General features: G+C 69.0%; 14 protein-coding genes and 1 pseudogene. 5 read left to right on the forward strand and 10 right to left on the reverse strand.

The genetic code is table 11. The features are described 5' to 3' along the window. Window positions 1-51 precede the first annotated feature (51 nt). From KXC42_RS15445 to KXC42_RS15460, 4 genes and pseudogenes are all read right to left on the reverse strand, one after another. Window positions 52-1,823, reverse strand: a pseudogene (locus tag KXC42_RS15445) (SulP family inorganic anion transporter). Between the two features lie 118 nt (window positions 1,824-1,941). After that, window positions 1,942-2,943, reverse strand: coding sequence for a ketol-acid reductoisomerase (gene ilvC / locus KXC42_RS15450; RefSeq protein WP_170318577.1), 1,002 nt, complete (start codon window positions 2,941-2,943; stop codon window positions 1,942-1,944). Window positions 2,944-2,993: 50 nt separating this feature from the next. Next, the gene (gene ilvN / locus KXC42_RS15455) at window positions 2,994-3,497 is read right to left on the reverse strand and encodes an acetolactate synthase small subunit (RefSeq protein WP_006554535.1); all 504 of its coding nucleotides are present in this window, start codon (window positions 3,495-3,497) and stop codon (window positions 2,994-2,996) included. Further along, window positions 3,494-5,434, reverse strand: a complete 1,941-nt coding sequence (locus KXC42_RS15460) for an acetolactate synthase large subunit (RefSeq protein WP_024101384.1) — start codon at window positions 5,432-5,434, stop codon at window positions 3,494-3,496. Before KXC42_RS15460 ends, ilvN begins: the two co-directional genes overlap by 4 nt. Window positions 5,435-5,700: 266 nt before the next feature. Between KXC42_RS15460 and KXC42_RS15465 the strand changes: the two genes are divergently transcribed. Then, window positions 5,701-6,222 (forward strand): PH domain-containing protein, encoded by a 522-nt coding sequence (locus KXC42_RS15465; RefSeq protein ID WP_006554537.1) that lies wholly within the window; start codon window positions 5,701-5,703, stop codon window positions 6,220-6,222. Between the two features lie 139 nt (window positions 6,223-6,361). Then, the gene (gene ilvD / locus KXC42_RS15470) at window positions 6,362-8,203 is read left to right on the forward strand and encodes a dihydroxy-acid dehydratase (protein WP_039585119.1); all 1,842 of its coding nucleotides are present in this window, start codon (window positions 6,362-6,364) and stop codon (window positions 8,201-8,203) included. Between the two features lie 83 nt (window positions 8,204-8,286). Here the strand turns inward: ilvD and KXC42_RS15475 are convergent, their stop codons facing one another. Next, a complete protein-coding gene (locus KXC42_RS15475) occupies window positions 8,287-9,048 on the reverse strand; it encodes a DoxX family protein (RefSeq protein WP_039585118.1) in 762 nt (253 codons plus the stop codon). A gap of 77 nt (window positions 9,049-9,125) precedes the next feature. On the opposite strand from KXC42_RS15475, the gene KXC42_RS15480 reads away from it, so the two are divergent. Continuing rightward, a complete protein-coding gene (locus KXC42_RS15480) occupies window positions 9,126-10,271 on the forward strand; it encodes a PQQ-dependent sugar dehydrogenase (protein WP_219129238.1) in 1,146 nt (381 codons plus the stop codon). Here KXC42_RS15480 and KXC42_RS15485 read toward each other — a convergent pair whose 3' ends face one another. From KXC42_RS15485 to KXC42_RS15505, 5 genes are all read right to left on the reverse strand, one after another. Next, window positions 10,272-11,477 (reverse strand): cation:proton antiporter, encoded by a 1,206-nt coding sequence (locus tag KXC42_RS15485; protein WP_006554541.1) that lies wholly within the window; start codon window positions 11,475-11,477, stop codon window positions 10,272-10,274. A 25-nt stretch (window positions 11,478-11,502) separates the two neighbouring features. Continuing rightward, window positions 11,503-13,011, reverse strand: coding sequence for an Asp-tRNA(Asn)/Glu-tRNA(Gln) amidotransferase subunit GatB (gatB, locus tag KXC42_RS15490; RefSeq protein ID WP_006554542.1), 1,509 nt, complete (start codon window positions 13,009-13,011; stop codon window positions 11,503-11,505). Between the two features lie 42 nt (window positions 13,012-13,053). Next, window positions 13,054-14,082, reverse strand: a complete 1,029-nt coding sequence (locus tag KXC42_RS15495; protein ID WP_024101390.1) for a 6-phosphofructokinase — start codon at window positions 14,080-14,082, stop codon at window positions 13,054-13,056. A gap of 103 nt (window positions 14,083-14,185) precedes the next feature. After that, window positions 14,186-14,863 carry a response regulator transcription factor gene (locus KXC42_RS15500; RefSeq protein WP_033097743.1) on the reverse strand — a complete coding sequence of 226 codons (678 nt, stop codon included), beginning with the start codon at window positions 14,861-14,863 and terminating at the stop codon, window positions 14,186-14,188. Window positions 14,864-14,874: 11 nt separating this feature from the next. Next, window positions 14,875-16,041 (reverse strand): sensor histidine kinase, encoded by a 1,167-nt coding sequence (locus KXC42_RS15505; RefSeq protein ID WP_373922197.1) that lies wholly within the window; start codon window positions 16,039-16,041, stop codon window positions 14,875-14,877. Window positions 16,042-16,208: 167 nt separating this feature from the next. On the opposite strand from KXC42_RS15505, the gene KXC42_RS15510 reads away from it, so the two are divergent. Then, window positions 16,209-16,820, forward strand: a complete 612-nt coding sequence (locus tag KXC42_RS15510; protein WP_219129240.1) for a hypothetical protein — start codon at window positions 16,209-16,211, stop codon at window positions 16,818-16,820. Further along, a complete protein-coding gene (locus tag KXC42_RS15515) occupies window positions 16,817-18,097 on the forward strand; it encodes an alpha/beta-hydrolase family protein (RefSeq protein ID WP_219129241.1) in 1,281 nt (426 codons plus the stop codon). The genes KXC42_RS15510 and KXC42_RS15515 overlap by 4 nt, the downstream gene beginning before the upstream one ends. Window positions 18,098-18,143 lie beyond the last annotated feature (46 nt).

The following is an 18,143-nucleotide window of genomic DNA, read 5'->3' on the forward strand; positions in this document are numbered from 1 at the left end:
CGCCCACAGTTTAGTGCCCCGGCCCCTCCCACGGGGCCACCGGGACCGGGATCACGGTGGTGCGGGCCGATCCTTCCGCGGGGGCGGGACGATGTCCTGCGGGGGTGCGTCGAGCACACTGCGCTCGATGCCGGGCTGGTTCCGGTGCCGGAAGGCCACCACGGCAGTGCGGACGGTCGGATGGAATCGACCGGCCCCGAAGCGATTCCCCGATTGCATCCGGTGCAACTTGTCCTTGACCGGCCCCTTCATCGCGGCGAAGGCGAGCCGTATCCCCCTGTGGGCGAGGTAGTCGTCGAGACGTTCTATCTCCTCGACGGCGCTGATGTCTAGATCCGTGATCGGTTCGGCCGCGAGTACCACCCACTCGATACGGTCCTCGCGTTCGCGGACGAGTTCACGGACGAACTTCGTGAGGATCACACCGTTCGCGAAGAACAGCGGAGCGTCGAATCGCACGAGCACGAGACCCGGGATGCGGTGGCCCTCGGGATGCCGCTCCCGGTCGTGATATCCGGCGATGTTCTCGAGTTCGACGAGTTCGGTCCGGTGGGGTTGCCAGGCACGCACGATCACGACCGCCAACGACAATGCGATCGCGACGAGTACACCCCTCAACACACCGGCGAGACCGACCGCCACGAATGCGGCGAAGGACAAACAGAATTCGATCTTGTTGACCCGCCACAGGCGACCGAGCCCCTTCGCATCGACGAGCGCACTCGCCGCGGCGATCACGACGGCAGCGAGCGCGGCCTGCGGCAGGTACGCCGTCGCCCCCGGCGCGGCCAGCAGGAAGATCGCGACCGTCACCGCTCCGACGGCACCCGCGAGCTGGGTACGCGCTCCGGCCTGTTCGAGGACGGGAGTGCGACTGCCGCTGCCGCAGATGGGGAATCCGCCCGTCGCACCGGCTGCGATGTTCACCACACCGAGGGCGCGCATCTCGGAACTGCCGTCCACGTCCTCACCCCGTCGGAGCGCGAACGAGCGCGACAGCACCGCGGTGTCGGCGAACGCGATGACGGCGACCGCGACCGCGGGTGCGAGCAGTTCGATCACGTCTCCCCGTTCGATACCGCCCAGAACGGGCGCGGGGATCCCGGAGGGCAGCGCCCCCACCATCTCCACCCGATCGGTGAGCCCGAACACCTCGACCGCCGCGGAGGCGGCGACCACCGCGACGAGCACCGCGGGTATGCGGGGAACGACCTTCTGCAGCACGAGGATCACAGCGAGGGTGCCGGCGCCGAGGAGAAGTCCGACCGGTTCGACACCGTCCTCGAAGACGTCGTCGACGACGTCGAGAACCTCGGCGACGACACCGGATTCGTCGGCCGAGGTGCCCAGCAGGAGCGGGAGCTGCCCGACGATGACGATGATCGCGATCGCGTTGAGGAAACCGACCCGGATCGGTGTGGAGAGCAGATAGGTCAGGAATCCGAAGCGGAGTATCCCCCGACGAGGAGGATCGCCCCGACGAGGAGGGCGAGCACACCGGCGAGGGCGACCGCACGCTGCGGGTCACCGTCGGCGGCGAGCGGGATCACCGCGGCCGCGATGAGCGGGGCGAGCGCGGAATCCGGTCCGAGCACGAGGATCCGGGACGGACCGACCACCGCGTACACGAGCATCGGCACCACTGTCGCGTAGAGACCGGTGTAGGGCGGCAGTCCCGCCGCCTGGGCATATCCCATGCCGGTGGGGACGAGCAGGGCGCTGAGCGCGAGACCCGCCGTGACGTCGCCCCGCAGCCACCCCCGCCGGTAGGACCGTGCGGTGGCGACACCCGGGAGCCGCCCGAACGCGGCGAGGAGCCACATCAGCCAAGTATCCTCCGCGGCCTCGGCCCGTGGCTGCGACATCGCTCACGCGCACCGACGACGGCGGCCCGGCACCCCCGTAGGGGTACCGGGCCGCCGTGACCGGATCAGGTGGCTGTCACGCCGTCTCGGTGATGGGGCGATCGACCCAGCTCATCAGGTCGCGCAGCTGCTTGCCGACAACCTCGATGCCGTGCTCGGCATTCTGCTTGCGCAGGCCTTCGAGCTCCTTGTTGCCGCCCTCGACGTTGGCGACGAGACGCTTGACGAAGGTGCCGTCCTGGATGTCCTTCAGGATCTCCTTCATGCGCTCCTTGGTGCCGGCGTCGATGACGCGCGGGCCGGAGAGGTAGCCGCCGAACTCCGCGGTGTCGGACACCGAGTAGTTCATGCGGGCGATGCCACCCTCGTACATGAGGTCGACGATGAGCTTGAGCTCGTGGAGAACCTCGAAGTAGGCCATCTCGGGGGCGTAGCCCGCCTCGACCATGACGTCGAAGCCGGTCTTGACGAGCTCCTCGGTGCCACCGCAGAGCACGGCCTGCTCGCCGAAGAGGTCGGTCTCGGTCTCTTCCTTGAAGGTGGTCTTGATGACGCCGGCCCGGGTGCCGCCGATGCCCTTGGCGTAGGACAGCGCGAGCGCCTGGCCCTCACCCTTGGGGTCCTGATGGACGGCGATGAGCGCGGGAACGCCCTTGCCGTCGACGAACTGACGACGCACGAGGTGGCCGGGGCCCTTGGGGGCGACCATCGCGACGGTCACGTTCTCCGGAGCGGTGATGAGACCGAAGTGGATGTTGAGGCCGTGGCCGAAGAACAGCGCGTCGCCGTCCTTCAGGTTGGGCTCGATGTCGTTGGTGAAGATCGACGCCTGGGCGGTGTCGGGCGCGAGGATCATGATGACGTCGGCCCACTCGGAGACCTCGGCGGGGGTGCCGACGGTGAGACCGGCTTCCTCGGCCTTGGCCCGCGACTTCGAGCCCTCCTTCAGACCGATGCGAACGTCGACGCCCGAGTCGCGCAGGCTCAGCGAGTGCGCGTGTCCCTGACTGCCGTAGCCGATGACGGCGACCTTACGACCCTGGATGATCGACAGGTCGGCATCGTCGTCGTAGAACATCTCGACTGCCACAGTGATTACCTCTTTCAGCAGATATGGGTGTGTTAAGGCTAACGGGTAGCCGTGATGGACTTCGGACCGCGTCCGACGGCGACGACACCGGACTGGACGATCTCGCGGATTCCGTACGGTTCGAGCATGCGCAACAGCGCGTCGAGCTTGGACCGCGTACCGGTCGCCTCGATGGTCAGCGACTCGGGCGAGACGTCGATCACCTTGGCGCGGAACAGATTCACCGTCTCGATGACCTGGGTGCGTACACTCGCGTCGGCGCGCACCTTGATGAGCACGAGTTCGCGGGCGACGGACGCCTCGTCCTCCTGCTCGACGATCTTGATGACGTTGACGAGCTTGTTGAGCTGCTTGGTGACCTGCTCGAGCGGGAACTCGTCGACGGTCACCACGATCGTCATCCGCGAGATGTCGGGCACCTCGGTGCCACCGACGGCAAGGGATTCGATGTTGAAGCCGCGTCGCGAGAACAGCGATGCGACTCGGGCGAGCACGCCCGGCTTGTCCTCGACGAGAACACTGAGGGTGTGACTCGTGCTCACTTGGTCTCCTCCTGGGCCGCAGCGTTCTCGCTGCGGGTTTCGAGCGCGTCGATGGTCTCGTGGATGACAGCGGGATCGTCGGCAGCGGCGTCGTCGTCGAACAGCGGCCGGATGTCGCGAGCCGCCATGATCTCGTCGTTGCTCGTGCCAGCGGCGACCATCGGCCACACCTGCGCGTCCTTGCCGACGATGAAGTCGATCACGACGGGACGATCGTTGACCTCCTGCGCCCGGCGGATCGCAGGCTCGACGTCTTCCTCGCGCTCGACGCGGATGCCCACGCAGCCGAGGGCCTCGGCGAGCTTGACGAAGTCGGGGATGCGTAGCGAGTGCGTCGCCAGGTCGGTGTTCGAGTATCGCTCCTCGTAGAAGAGGGTCTGCCACTGCCGGACCATGCCGAGATTGCCGTTGTTGATGAGCGCGACCTTGATCGGCACACCCTCGACGGCGCACGTCGCGAGTTCCTGGTTGGTCATCTGGAAGCAGCCGTCGCCGTCGATGGCCCACACCTCGGTGTCGGGGCAACCCATCTTGGCGCCCATCGCGGCGGGCACCGCGTAGCCCATGGTGCCGAGACCACCGGAGTTGAGCCAGGTGCGCGGCTTCTCGTAGTCGACGAACTGCGCCGCCCACATCTGGTGCTGACCGACGCCTGCGCAGTAGATCGCGTCGGGACCGGCGAGCTTACCGACGGCCTGGATGACGTACTGCGGCGACAGGGTGTCGTCGGTGGGACGGTCGTAGCTCAGCGGGTAGGTGCGACGGATGTCGTCGAGGTAGGCCCACCATGCCGTGTAGTCGAGCTTCGTGCCGGTCGCCAGGTCGGCGCGGATCGCCTCGAGCAGTTCGACGATGACCTCCTTGCAGTCACCGACGATCGGCACGTCGGCGTGCCGGTTCTTGCCGATCTCCGCCGGGTCGATGTCGGCGTGGATGACCTTGGCGTCGGGCGCGAAGGAGTCCAGCTGACCGGTGACGCGGTCGTCGAAGCGGGCACCGAGGGTGATGAGCAGGTCACTCTTCTGCAGTGCGGCCACCGCGGCGACGTTGCCGTGCATGCCGGGCATGCCGCAGTGCAGGTTGTGGCTGTCGGGGAACGCACCGCGGGCCATGAGCGTCGTAACGACCGGGATGCCGGTCAGCTCGGCGAGCTCGAGCAGCTCGGCCGACGCCTCGGCCTTGATGACACCGCCGCCGACGTACAGCACCGGGTTCTTCGCGTCGGCGATCAGTCGCGCGGCCTCGCGGACCTGCTTGCCGTGCGGCTTCGTCACCGGGCGGTAGCCGGGCAGGTGCATCTCCGGCGGCCAGCTGAAGGTGGTCTGTGCCTGGAGGATGTCCTTGGGGATGTCGACGAGGACCGCGCCCGGTCGGCCCGAGGAGGCGAGGTAGAACGCCTCGGCCAGGATGCGCGGGATGTCGGCGCCGTCGGTGACCAGGAAGTTGTGCTTCGTGATCGGCATCGTGATGCCGGAGATGTCGGCTTCCTGGAAGGCGTCGGTGCCGATGAGCGGGCGACCGACCTGGCCGGTGATCGCGACGAGGGGCACGGAGTCCATCTGCGCGTCGGCGAGCGGGGTGACGAGATTCGTCGCGCCCGGACCGGAAGTGGCCATGCACACGCCGACCTTGCCGGTGGCCTGGGCGTAACCGGTGGCAGCGTGCCCGGCGCCCTGCTCGTGACGGACGAGCACGTGGCGCACGCGCCGCGAATCGAAGATCGGGTCGTAGACGGGCAGGATCGCGCCGCCGGGAATGCCGAATACCGTGTCGACCTCGAGTTCCTCGAGTGCGCGGACCACCGACTGGGCGCCGGTGACCCGCTCGGGGGCGACCTGGCGTCGATTGGCGGGCTGCGTCGCGGCAGCTGCGGGAGTCGGGGTGGCGGACCCCGGCTTTCGCGGCGAGGGTTGAGGCCGTGCGGTTGGTGCGCTCACTGCGAATTCCTCTGATTCTGGCTCCGGGCAACAAAAAACCCTCGTCAGCAAGTCTGCTGTACGAGGGTGGCGCGTCGTGGGCGAGTTGCGAAATGCGGCTCAGGCGACGACGCGCCGGCCGATTACGAGCAACCCATTCTGATTCACGCGCTCGACGGTAGGCGCATGGTGTCCAGACAGTCAACTTGGTGCGGTCCACTGTCCCAGAATGTGAGATGCCGCGGCTGCAGTGCGAAGATGTAGAGGTGTCATCTTCCCAGCAGCCCGTGCCACCGCCCCCATCATCCCACACGCCCGATTCGACGACGCAGGTCATCCAGATCTCGCGACTGTCCTTCCTCGCGTGCGCTCTGCTGTTCCTCGCCCTCGCCTCCCCCGCGCTGGCGTGGCCGGAGGCCTTCGCATGGACGCTGATCATCCCGTTCCTCGTCGCCGCCTGGGTCGTGCGGGTACGCACCGTCGTCGGCCCCGAGGGCATCGTCGCGCGAGCGACCTTCAAGACGACGAACCTGAAGTGGGACGAACTCGACGGCCTCCGGTTCCCGAAGCGGGGCTGGGCCCGCGCACGGCTCACCGACGGCAGCGAGGTCGCACTGCCGGTCGTCACCTTCGGCCGGCTGCCGCAGCTGTCGGAGGCCAGCGGAGGCCGCATCACCGATCCGTACGCGGCCGCACAGCTCGCCGAGGAGAAGGCATACCGCGAGAAGGCGGCCGCCGAAGCCGGTCCGGATGCCGAAACCACCGACGACGCAGTCACCGTCGAGAAGAAGGGGGACCGCTCCTCCTGATCCTCGCGACCGGGTGCGAATAGAGGCATCCGGAAGCACGCGAGTAGATTCGTCGGTGCCGTTGCCCGGATCCGCCCAGCCCGGCGCCCGGACGCGGCCCGGCCGATTGCGCACCAGCCACCGTCAAGGAAGTCAGCCCATGCCCCCGTTGAGGTCACGCACCACCACCGTCGGACGAAACGCCGCGGGAGCGCGCTCCCTGTGGCGCGCCACCGGCCTGACCGATTCCGACTTCGGCAAGCCGATCGTCGCCATCGCGAACTCCTACACGCAGTTCGTACCCGGTCACGTCCACCTCAAGGACGTCGGTGAGATCGTCGCGAAGGCCGTGCGCGAAGCGGGCGGCGTGGCGCGCGAGTTCCACACCATCGCAGTCGACGACGGCATCGCCATGGGCCACGGCGGCATGCTCTACTCGCTGCCGAGCCGCGAGATCATCGCCGACTCCGTCGAATACATGGTCAACGCGCACACCGCCGATGCACTGGTGTGCATCTCGAACTGCGACAAGATCACCCCGGGCATGCTCAATGCCGCGATGCGCCTGAACATCCCGACGGTCTTCGTCTCCGGTGGTCCGATGGAGGCCGGCAAGGCGGTCGTCGTCAACGGTGTCGCGCAGGCCCCCACCGACCTCATCACCGCCATCTCGGCCTCCGCCAGCGAGGCCGTCGACGACGCGGGACTCGACGAGGTCGAGCGCAGCGCGTGCCCGACCTGCGGTTCGTGCTCGGGCATGTTCACCGCAAACTCGATGAACTGCCTCACCGAGGCTCTCGGTCTCGCGCTGCCCGGCAACGGTTCGACCCTCGCCACCCACGAGGCGCGACGCGCACTGTTCGAGACCGCCGGCCGGACGATCGTCGAGGCCGCCCTGCGCTACTACCGCGACGACGACGAGTCGGTGCTTCCGCGCAACATCGCCACCCCGGCCGCCTTCCGCAACGCAATGGCGCTCGACGTCGCCATGGGTGGTTCCACCAACACCGTGCTGCACACCCTCGCCGCCGCGCAGGAGGGTGAGGTCGACTTCGATCTCACCACCATCGACGAAATCAGCCGCCGGGTGCCCTGCCTGGCGAAGGTCTCCCCGAACTCCGACTACCACATGGAGGACGTGCACCGCGCCGGCGGAATCCCCGCCATCCTCGGCGAGCTGCGCCGCGGTGGTCTGCTCGAGACCGACGTCTCCACGGTCCACACGAAGAGCTTCGACGAGTGGCTCGACACCTGGGACATCCGTTCCGGCAAGGCGTCCGAGACGGCCCTCGAACTGTTCCACGCCGCACCGGGCGGTGTGCGCACCACCGAACCGTTCTCGACGGACAACCGCTGGTCGTCGCTCGACACCGATTCCGCGAACGGTTGCATCCGCGACATCGAGCACGCCTACACCGTCGAGGGCGGCTTGTGCGTGCTGCGCGGCAATCTCGCACCGGACGGCGCGATCCTCAAGACCGCCGGTATCGACGAGGATCTGTTCCACTTCGAGGGCCCGGCCTACGTCGTCGAGTCGCAGGAGGAGGCCGTCTCGGTCATCCTCGGCAAGAAGATCAAGGCCGGCGACGTCGTCGTCGTCCGCTACGAGGGCCCGGCCGGCGGCCCCGGCATGCAGGAGATGCTGCACCCGACCTCCTTCCTCAAGGGCATCGGTCTGGGCAAGGTGTGTGCCCTGATCACCGACGGTCGCTTCTCGGGCGGCACCTCCGGTCTGTCCATCGGGCACGTCTCCCCCGAGGCCGCTTCCGGTGGTGTGATCGGCCTGATCGAGCAGGGCGACCGGATCCGCATCGACGTCGCGACCCGCACCCTCGAGGTGCTCGTCGACGACGAGGTGCTCGCGGACCGTCGCGCGAAGATGGAGGCCTCCGAGCGTCCGTGGCAGCCCGTCGACCGTGAGCGCACGGTCTCGAAGGCACTGCGCGCCTACGCCGCTCTGGCGACCTCCGCCGACAAGGGTGCCGTGCGGCGCGTGCCGTAACACCTGACGACAGTAAGGGCGAGGGCCCCGCGATCATCCGATCGCGGGGCCCTCGCCCTTCGTAATGTCCGGCTTGCGGTGTCTCAGCGTCCGAAGATCCACAGGCACACGCCGGCCGCCACACCCAGCAGCAGCACGACGAACGAGCCCAGGAACGGACGCGTCGCCCAGCCGCGTCGCCCGTCGATCGCGATGCGTCCCGGTCCGGTGAGGGTGATCGCCACCGCGCAGGCGACGAGGAGGGCCTCGAATTCGAAGCCCGACGATTCGGCGGCGAAGAACTGGACGCCCGGTTCGAGTTCGTGCTTGAACAGCACCGCGTTGACCATGATCGCGACGATCGCGGCAGCGGCGAACGGGGTGAGCAGACCCAGGACGAGCAGTCCTCCGGCCGCGATCTCACCGACCGCGCCGACGATCGCGAGCACGGCGGGCTGCTGGTACCCCGCGTCGCGCAGCAACGACTCGAAACCGTCGAGACCCGGGCCGTTCCACAGACCCACCAGCTTCTGCAGTCCGTGTGCGACGAGGATCGCCCCGACCGCCGCGCGCAGGACGAACAGACCGAGGTCGAGCGTTCCGCGGCGCACCTTCGCCGGGGCCTGTTCGCCGGCGACCACCGCGCCGCCCGTATCCGCACCGTAGACCGGCTCCGGCCGGTACATCTGCTCGGTGGGAGCGGCGTAGGCGTCGCTGCCGAGGGGAGTTCCGCCTGCGCCGAAGTCATCGTCGGATCCGAGATACGACTCGCGTGGTCGGCGCATCTCGAGTGTGTGTTCGTCGGGCTGGTCGCCGTAGGGATTCGAACCCGCGTCCGGTATGCCACCGTTCTTGTTGTCGGCCACGTCCTCAGCCTATGCCCGTGACCGTCCCCGCACCCGGCATCCGCGGGTGCGCGCGTCGTGCCGGTAACGTTTGCGGCATGACACGGGGTACGCGGTGGACGGGTTCGTGGGGCGTACGTGCGGCAGCGGCGGTGCTCGCCGTCGGAGTCCTCGCCGTCCCGTCCTGCGCCCGCTTCGACGACTCCGCATCGAGCCCGTTCACTCCCGAACCCACCTTCGATCCGGGACCGGGCGTCGGGCCCCAGGACCCCACCGAGACGACCACGCCGAGCGCCTCCCCCAAGCCTCCGGGGCCGTGTGTCGATCCCGACCCGTCCGTGATCGCGACCTGCCTCGACGTCACCGGCGGCCTGGTGACGATGCCCGATGGCAACTCCGCGCTCGTCACCGAGCGCCGGACGGGTCGGATACTGCAGGTCGCGCCGGAGACCGAGCCGGTGGAGATCGCGACCATCCCGGTCGACGGATCCGGGGACGGTGGGCTCCTGGACGTGGCACTCTCCCCCACCTTCGCCGAGGACCGACTGCTCTACGCCTACATCACCACGGCCTCGGACAACCGCGTGGTCCGCATCGCCGCGGGTGACACTCCCAAGGACGTGCTGACGGGAATCCCGCGCGGCGCGACGGGCAATTCCGGCGCCATCGAGTTCGTCTCACCCACCGAACTCGCCGTTCTGACCGGCGACGCCGGAAACGCAGCGGCCGCAAACGATCCGAACGTCTTGTCCGGCAAGCTCCTGAACCTGCCGCTCCCGGCACCCGGCGCAGCACCCACTCCCTCGGTGATGCTGTCGGGGATCGGCACCGCGGGCGATGTGTGCCGCGATCCGAACGGCAACCTGTGGATCACCGACCGCACTCCCCTCGAGGACCGGCTCCAACGGGTCGGGGTCGACGGCTCGACCGGCACCGGCCCGGCCTGGACGTGGCCCGAGCGGCCCGGTGTCGCCGGGTGCGCGGCGGCTCCCGACGGGATCGCGATCTCGCTCACCGAGGCGAAGGCCGTCGCGGTCGTCGCTACCGATCCGGGCACCGGAGCGGTCACGGCGTCGCCCGTCCTCGCAGCGGAGGACCGTTACGGCATGCTGCGCGGCGCCGCGTCGTCGCCCGACGGCCTGCTGTGGGTCTCGACGGTCAACAAGTCCGGTTCCGAACCGGGACCGAACGACGACCGCGTCATCCGCATCCAGTTCCCGGCCGGTGGCGGTGGATTCGACTGATCACGCCCGCTCCGGCGTCTCCACCGCAGCGGGGTGGTGGAGCAGTCCCGCGAGCATCGGGAGCACGAGGACGGTGACGGCGCCCGCCGCCACGAGGATCGACGCGCTCGCGTTCGACATCTGGTCGGCACTCACCGCCACGCCCGTGACCGCGACGATCAGGGGAAGACCCGTCGTCGAGTACAGGGCGATCTGCAACTGCTCCGCGGTTCCGAACATCCGCTTTCCGGTCTCGTCACGTTCGAGGCGCGATGCGACGAAGACCGGCACACCCCGCACCAGGACGAGCAGTCCGAGGAATGCCAGCAGGATCCCCGGAGCACTCACGACGGCACCGACGTCGATCGCCATGCCCGAGGTGACGAAGAAGATCGGGATGAGGAAGCCGTATCCGAGACCGTCGAGCTTCTTCTCGAGCCGCTCGTCGCCCGCCGGGATCGTGCGGCGCAGGATGAAACCGGCCGCGAAGGCACCGAGGATGATGTCGAGATCGAAGACGGCCGCGACGGCGATGAGTCCGACGAGCAGCAACATTGTCAGGCGCACCGGGATCTGGGCGGTGGTGTCGGAGCCGAGCCGGACGAACTGGGTGAACCGTGAGCCCTCCCGCAGGATCCAGGTCGGCAGCACGGCGACGGCGACGGCCACGACCGCGAACGCCAGCAGGACGATCAGCGAGCCGAGTGCGCCGCGCGCACCGAGCAGGGTCGCCATGGCCACGACGGGCAGCAGCTCTCCGAACGCCCCGTGGTTGAGCACCGAGCGTCCGAGTGGGGTCGCGACGAGCCCGCGGTCGGCGAGGATCGGCAGGAGCGTCCCCAGCGCTGTGGATGTCAGGGCGATCGCCACGGCAATCTCGGCGTGCACCTGGCCGACCGCTCCCAGGGCGGCGACGGTACCGAGCGCCAACAGCATGCACACGCACCAGGTGAGCATCGCGCGGCGCCCACCCCGCCCGCGCAACTCGGCGGGGTCGATCTCGTATCCGGCGAGCAGGAAGAGCATCCCCAGGCCGAGTTCGCGCAGGATGCCGATCTCGCTGCCCGTCTCCGCGAGGTCGAACGCGTAGGGGCCGATGAGGACACCGGTCACCAGCAGCAGCACGACCTCGGGCACCAGCCGACGCGGGACGGCGCCGGCGATCAGCGGTGCCAGCACCGCCGCGACGGCGATCCAGAACAGCGAGGTGGCGACAGCAGCGTCCATGCGCCGCTACTCTAGCCGCGCAAGATCAACTGCACGCAGCGATGACGAGTTCCTTCACGCGCGCCGGATCGGCCTGTCCGCGAGTGGCCTTCATGACGTCGCCGACGATCTTGCCGGCCGCCTGGACCTTGCCGGAGCGGATCTTGTCGGCGATGTCGGGGTTGGCGGCCAGCGCGGCGTCGACCGCGGCCTGCAGCGCCGAATCGTCGCGCACGACCTCGAGACCGCGAGCGGCGACCACCTCGTCGGGCTCGCCCTCACCGGCGAGCACACCGTCGACGACCTGACGGGCCAGCTTGTTCGTCAGCTTGCCGTCGGCCACCAGCGCGATGACGCGGGCGACCTGTTCGGGTGTGATAGGCAGTTCGGCGAGTTCGACACCGCGGGTGTTGGCCTGCTGGGCCAGGTAGGCGACCCACCACGAGCGGGCCTCCGAGGCGGGGGCGCCGGCCTCGGTGGTCGCGATGACGAGGTCGAGCGCTCCGGCGTTGACGAGGTCGCGCATCTCCTCGTCGGAGACACCCCAGTCGGCCTGGATGCGGGCGCGGCGCAGCCACGGCAGCTCGGGCAGCGTCGCGCGCAGCTCTTCGACCCAGGCGGCGTCGGGCGCGATTGGCTCGAGGTCGGGCTCCGGGAAGTAGCGGTAGTCCTCGGCGGTCTCCTTGCGGCGACCGGGCGAGGTGGTGCCGTCGGCCTCCTGGAAGTGCCGGGTCTCCTGGATCACCTCACCACCGGAGACCAGTACGGCCGCCTGGCGACGCATCTCGTAGCGCACGGCCACCTCGACGGACTTGAGAGAGTTGACGTTCTTCGTCTCGGTGCGGGTACCGAACTCCTTCGCGCCGATGGGCATCAGCGAGATGTTCGCGTCGCACCGCATCGAACCCTGGTCCATGCGGACGTCGGAGACGTCGAGTGCCTCGAGCAGGTCGCGCAGGGCGGTGACGTAGGCGCGGGCGACCTCGGGGGCGCGCTCGCCGGCACCGACGATCGGCTTGGTGACGATCTCGACGAGCGGCACACCGGCGCGGTTGTAGTCGAGAAGCGAGTGGCTCGCACCGTGGATGCGACCGGTGGCGCCACCGACGTGCAGCGACTTGCCGGTGTCCTCCTCCATGTGCGCGCGCTCGATGTCGACCCGCCAGGTGGTGCCGTCATCGAGTACGACATCGAGATATCCGTCGGTGGCGATCGGCTCGTCGTACTGCGAAATCTGGTAGTTCTTCGGCTGATCCGGGTAGAAGTAGTTCTTACGCGCGAAGCGACCCCACGGGGTGATCGAGCAGTTCAGCGCGAGGCCGATGCGGATCGCGGACTCGACCGCGGCCTGGTTGACGACGGGCAGCGCCCCCGGCAGACCGAGGCAGACCGGACACACCTGCGTGTTGGGCTCGGCGCCGAAGGTGGTCGGGCAGCCGCAGAACATCTTGGTGGCGGTGTGCAGCTCGACGTGCACCTCCATGCCCATCACGGGCTCGAACTTCGCGAGCACGTCGTCGTAGGCGAGCAGGTCAGCGGACACGGAGGCAGTCATGGTGTCGATTTTAGACGGCGCCGACAGTGCCGACGCGCCGCCTCACCCGAACAGGATCCGCATCTCCTGATAGCGCTCGTCGGGCACGTACTTCGGTTCGGCGAGCTCGTCGAAATCGACCCGAGCGATGTCGGTGCCGTGCAGCGCGACCATGCGCCCCCAATCCTCCTCGGCGACGAGATCGGTCACCGCCATGCCGAGTCGCGTGGCGAGCACCCGGTCGAATGCCGTGGGGACACCGCCCCGTTGGATGTGACCGAGCACCGTCGCGCGGGCCTCGACGCCGGTGTGCTTCTCGATGAGCGGCGCGAGCACCTCCGCGATACCGCCGAGACGCGGCCGGTCGAATCCGTCGAGCCCCTTGGTGGAGTACGCCTCCTCCATCTCGGGCAGTGTGAAGCCCTCAGCGACGACAACCATCGGCGAACGCCCGCGGTCGCGGACGCTGGTCACCCACTCGCAGATCTGTTCGAGGCTCTCGGGGTGTTCGGGGATGAGGATGGCGTGTGCACCACCGGCAGTACCCGCGTGCAATGCGATCCATCCGGCGTGCCGGCCCATGACCTCGAGCACCATGCACCGCTTGTGGGAGTTGCCGGTGGTGCGGAGACGGTCGATCGCCACCGTCGCGATCTCGACGGCCGTGTCGAAACCGAAGGTGTAGTCGGTGTGGCTGAGGTCGTTGTCGATCGTCTTCGGCACACCGACGATGCGGATCCCTTCACCGAACAGTCGCTTCGAGGCGGCAGCGGTGCCCTCTCCCCCGATGGCGATCACCGCGTCGATCCCGAGGCGGCCGAGGGTCTTCTGGATGTTCTGTGCCCCACCGTCGGGTCCCTGGTACGGACCGAACCGGCTCGTGCCGAGGATCGTGCCACCCTGCTGGGCGAGACCGCGAACACGGCTGCGGTCCAACGGGATCACATCGCCCTCGACGAGACCGCGCCAGCCGTCGAGGAATCCGACGAACTCCTGTCCGTGGACCTCGGTGCCCTTGAGCACCGCACCGCGGATGACCGCGTTGAGCCCGGGGCAGTCCCCGCCACTGGTGAGAATTCCGATCCTCGTCACGCACTACCTCCCGTCGCATGGTTCCGTACCGCACGGACCGATACCGCCCGGACCGCTGCTGCATTGCCATCCTGCCCTTTCACCGGCGCGACGGCAGCCCGATTCAGCCGGGTGTGACGAGACCGGACTCGTAGGCGAGCACCACGGCCTGTGCCCGGTCGCGCAGGTGCAGTTTTGCGAGAACCTTGCCGACGTGGGTCTTCACGGTCTGCTCGGCGACGAACAATCGTTCTGCGATCTCGGTGTTCGACAGGCCGTGTGCGATCAGTTCCAGCACCTCGAGTTCGCGCGGGGTCAGCGGATCGAGGACGCGGTCGCGCCCTCTCGCCGGCCGGCGCCGGCTGGTGACGTCGGCGATGAGGCGACGGGTGACGGTCGGCGCGAGCAGTGCCTGACCATCGGCGACCACCCTCACGGCCCGCACGAGTTCGTCGGCGGGGGCGTCCTTGAGCAGAAACCCGCTTGCTCCCATCCCGAGCGACTCGTAGACGTAGTCGTCGAGGTCGAAGGTGGTGAGCATGAGCACCTTCGACCGCGGCTCACGGGTGTCGGCAAGGATGTGCCGCGCCGCGTCGAGACCGTTCATCTCGGGCATGCGCACGTCCATGAGGACGACGTCGGGCCGCAGTCGCGCGACCTCCGAGACAGCCGCTCGACCGTCGGGGGCATCGCCGACGACGCTGATGTCGGGCTGGGCTCCGAGCAGTGCTCCGAAGCCCTGCCGGACCATTGCCTGGTCGTCGGCGATGAACACGGTGATGGGAGGGTGCGGTTCGGTCATCGGCACCCACCTTAGGCCCCGGTCAGCACCGGGAGAACCGCTCGGACCTCGAATCCGCCGCCGGGGCGGGGATGGGCGACGAGTTGCCCGCCCACGACGGACGCACGTTCGACCATGCCGAGGATTCCGTTGCCGCCGCTGCGGTCCGACTGCCGAACGGTGGTGTCGACCTGACCGGGCGAGGCCGGCCCGTTGGTCACCTCCACCGTGACGGTCGCCGGCTCCCACTGCAGTCGTGCGGACACGCGGGCGCCGGGTGCGTGCCGGGCCGCGTTCGCCAGAGACTCTTGCAGGATCCGGTAGACGGTGAGTCCGACACCGTCGGAGACGGGTGCGGGGACGCCGACCGTCTCCGTCTCGAGCGCCATCCCGGCTCGGCGGGAGGACTCGAACAGCTCACCGATGCGGTCGATGTCGGGCTGCGGTTCGTGTTCGGGGAGCTGCCCGTCGCTGCGGAGTACTCCGAGCAGGGTGCGGACCTCGTTCAGCGCCTCCCGTGCGGTCGCACCGAGGGCGTCGAATTCGGCGCGCACGTCGTCGTTCACGTCCGGGAGCCGGTAGGGCGCGCTCTGCGCCTGCACGACGATCATCGACATGTGATGGGCAACGATGTCGTGGAGGTCGCGTGCGATGTGGGCCTTCTCCTCGAGGATGGCGCGCCGTGCACGTTCGAGCTCGCTGGCTTCCTCCTGCTGGGCGAGTTGCCGTCGGGAGATCATCAGCCAGCGCACCAACAGCCCGAACACCACCAGCGCGCTGATCCCGATCCCCCAGCCCCAGCCGTCGCTGCCGGGGACGAAGGCCGCGAAGAGCAGAACCGTCGAGACCCAGACGACGAGGACGATCCGGATCTCCTCGCGGATCGCCACGGCGAACACCAGCGCGAGCATCACCATGATGTGCACGACCTGCCACGGATAGTCGTAGCCGGGGACCAGGTCGAACGCTATCGGGATGACGAGTCCCGCCGCCGCGGCCACCGCCCACCCGAGCGCCGGCCGGACGAGCACGAGGAGGAACGGGAACACCGCCATCCCCGAGATCAGCGGCAACAGGGGTGGGGAGACGTCGTGGGTCAGGGGCAGCGTCGGCCACGCGATCGCATAGAGGATCAACGTCACGGTGACCACGGTGATGACGCTCCACCGTCCCCGGCCCAGGCGTCCCGCGGTTCTCACGCCGGACTTCGCAAGCTCTCTCACCTCACCCACGCTAGGAGCCGGGGTCTCGACTGTCCTCATACCTGGGGGTGAGATCCGCATAGCTCTGCGGGTGGTGTCGGCCTCCTCGAGATCGCTCCGTCGCGGGGTCCGGTGCAGGGCTGCGCGTTCCTAGCGTCACCGGCATGACAGTGAGATCCGCAGCGGTCCGAGTCGCGTCGGTCGTCTTCCTCGCCACCGCAGCATATGGCGCCGTGCCGGGGGCGCTCGCCCACTCCGCCGCGCCCCCGACGGAGGACGCCGCGGCCGCAGCGACGGTGACGGCGCTCGTCGCCGACGACGCGGAGGGAGCACTGTCGTCCCTGCCGGCCGATTTCACCGCCGTGATGGGGTATGCGCCGATCGTCGAACAGTGGGCGGACGGGACGACGGTGCTCGCCGACCCCGAAGGTGACTGCTCCGCCCCGGTGCCGCTGCCGGCGGCGTTCGAATCGGCATGCCGGGTGCACGATCTCGGGTACGACCTCCTGCGGTACGCCCACACCACCGGTGGCGAGCTGGACACCGGTGCCCGCCGCGACCTCGACGGTCTGTTCGCACGGCATCTCGACACCGTCTGCCGCTCCGAACCCGGCATCCCCTCCTGCACGCCGATCGCAGGGATTTCTTCTGCAGCAGTGGAATTCAACTCGTGGCGACAGGGTCACCGGACACCTGTCGCGGAATCGCCGTGGGCCCTGGCCGTCGCTGCGGGCTCGGTCGCTCTGGGCTTCACGGCACGAAAGGTACGGCGATGACGATCCTCATGGTGGTTCTCGCGACGGTGATCTCCCTCGCCCCTCCCCTGCTGCCGCGACAGTCGGTCGTGCAGGGCGTCGTCACAGGGGTGTTCGTCGTGGTCGCGCTGGCCGTTCTCCGTCTCGTCGTGACCGCGAGGCGGCGGACCGGTCGGGCTCCGCGGCCGGCGAGACCGGAACTGCGTGTGCCCGTCGGCCTCGTCGGCGGATCCGTCGTTCTGGTCACGGCCGCCGGTGCGCATCGGTGGCAGAACGGTCTGCGGGAGGCGATGGCGGTCCCGGCGCTGGATGTGCGCTGGTGGCTGGAGGCACTGGCAGTCGCGATCGTGGTCGTCGCGGCGCTGCTCGCCCTTCCGCGCCTCGTGCACCTCCTGTCGCGACGCGGGGTGGCGGTGGCCGTCGCCGCGACGCTGGGAATCGGCGCCACGGTTGGGATCGGCACCACGGCGGCCTTCTCACCCGGAGGGGCGGTCGACACGGTCGCCTCCCCCACCGCGCTCTCGGCGGGATTGTCGGGTGGCGTGGGATCGGCGGTGTTGTGGAACCGGTTGGGTCGAGAGGGGCAGAAGTTCGTGTCCCTGCCCTCCGAGGGGTCACCGATCCGGATCTACATACCGTTGTCGGCCGCGCCGGATCCGTCTGCGCGCGCCGAGTTCGCGGTGGACGAACTCCGCCGGGCGAGAGCCTTCGACCGACCGCATCTCGTGGTGGCCGTGCCGACCGGCTCGGGCTGGGTCGATGCCGCTGCGGTTCGCGGCTTCGAGGACCGGTGGGGCGACGATGTCGCCATCGTCGCCCAGCAGTACTCGGACATGCCGAGCTGGGTGACCTTCGTCCTCGATCGCGGTGCTGCGGAGGAGGAGGCCCGCGCGCTCGTCACCGCCTTGCGGGCGTACCTGTCCACGCTGCCCGACGAGCGACGCCCCGCCCTGCACGTCTACGGGCAGTCTCTGGGAGCGTCCGGCGCGAGCGCCGTCTTCGACGACGAACCGGAGCCGTGTGCACTGTTCCTCGCGGGGCCACCCGCGGGGGTCCGCACCGCCGGTGCGAGTGTCCGGGCGAACACCTCCGACCCGGTGGTGTGGTGGCGGCCGTCGCTGCTGTGGTCGCCGCCCGATCTGTCGCATGCGCGCGCCGATGCCCCGACCCCGCCGTGGCTGCCGGTGGTGTCGTTCGTGAACACGACGGTGGACCTGCTCACCTCGCTCGAGGCGGCACCCGGTCACGGTCATCGCTACGGCGACGATCAGGCGCGGTGCACCTCCGCCGACGGGTAGATCGCGCCCACACGGATCGGCGTCCGGATACACCGCGACCCGCCGG

The organism is Rhodococcus sp. LW-XY12 (genome assembly GCF_019317345.1).
Classification (GTDB): domain Bacteria; phylum Actinomycetota; class Actinomycetes; order Mycobacteriales; family Mycobacteriaceae; genus Rhodococcus; species Rhodococcus pyridinivorans.

Excerpts from the sequence above, each read along its gene's own strand:
- ilvC (WP_170318577.1), bottom strand. The coding sequence starts at position 2,943 with ATGTTCTACGACGACGATGCCGACCTGTCGATCATCCAGGGTCGTAAG.
- ilvD (WP_039585119.1), top strand. The coding sequence starts at position 6,362 with ATGCCCCCGTTGAGGTCACGCACCACCACCGTCGGACGAAACGCCGCG.
- KXC42_RS15480 (WP_219129238.1), top strand. The coding sequence starts at position 9,126 with ATGACACGGGGTACGCGGTGGACGGGTTCGTGGGGCGTACGTGCGGCA.
- KXC42_RS15485 (WP_006554541.1), bottom strand. The coding sequence starts at position 11,477 with ATGGACGCTGCTGTCGCCACCTCGCTGTTCTGGATCGCCGTCGCGGCG.
- gatB (WP_006554542.1), bottom strand. The coding sequence starts at position 13,011 with ATGACTGCCTCCGTGTCCGCTGACCTGCTCGCCTACGACGACGTGCTC.
- KXC42_RS15500 (WP_033097743.1), bottom strand. The coding sequence starts at position 14,863 with ATGACCGAACCGCACCCTCCCATCACCGTGTTCATCGCCGACGACCAG.
- KXC42_RS15510 (WP_219129240.1), top strand. The coding sequence starts at position 16,209 with ATGACAGTGAGATCCGCAGCGGTCCGAGTCGCGTCGGTCGTCTTCCTC.
- KXC42_RS15515 (WP_219129241.1), top strand. The coding sequence starts at position 16,817 with ATGACGATCCTCATGGTGGTTCTCGCGACGGTGATCTCCCTCGCCCCT.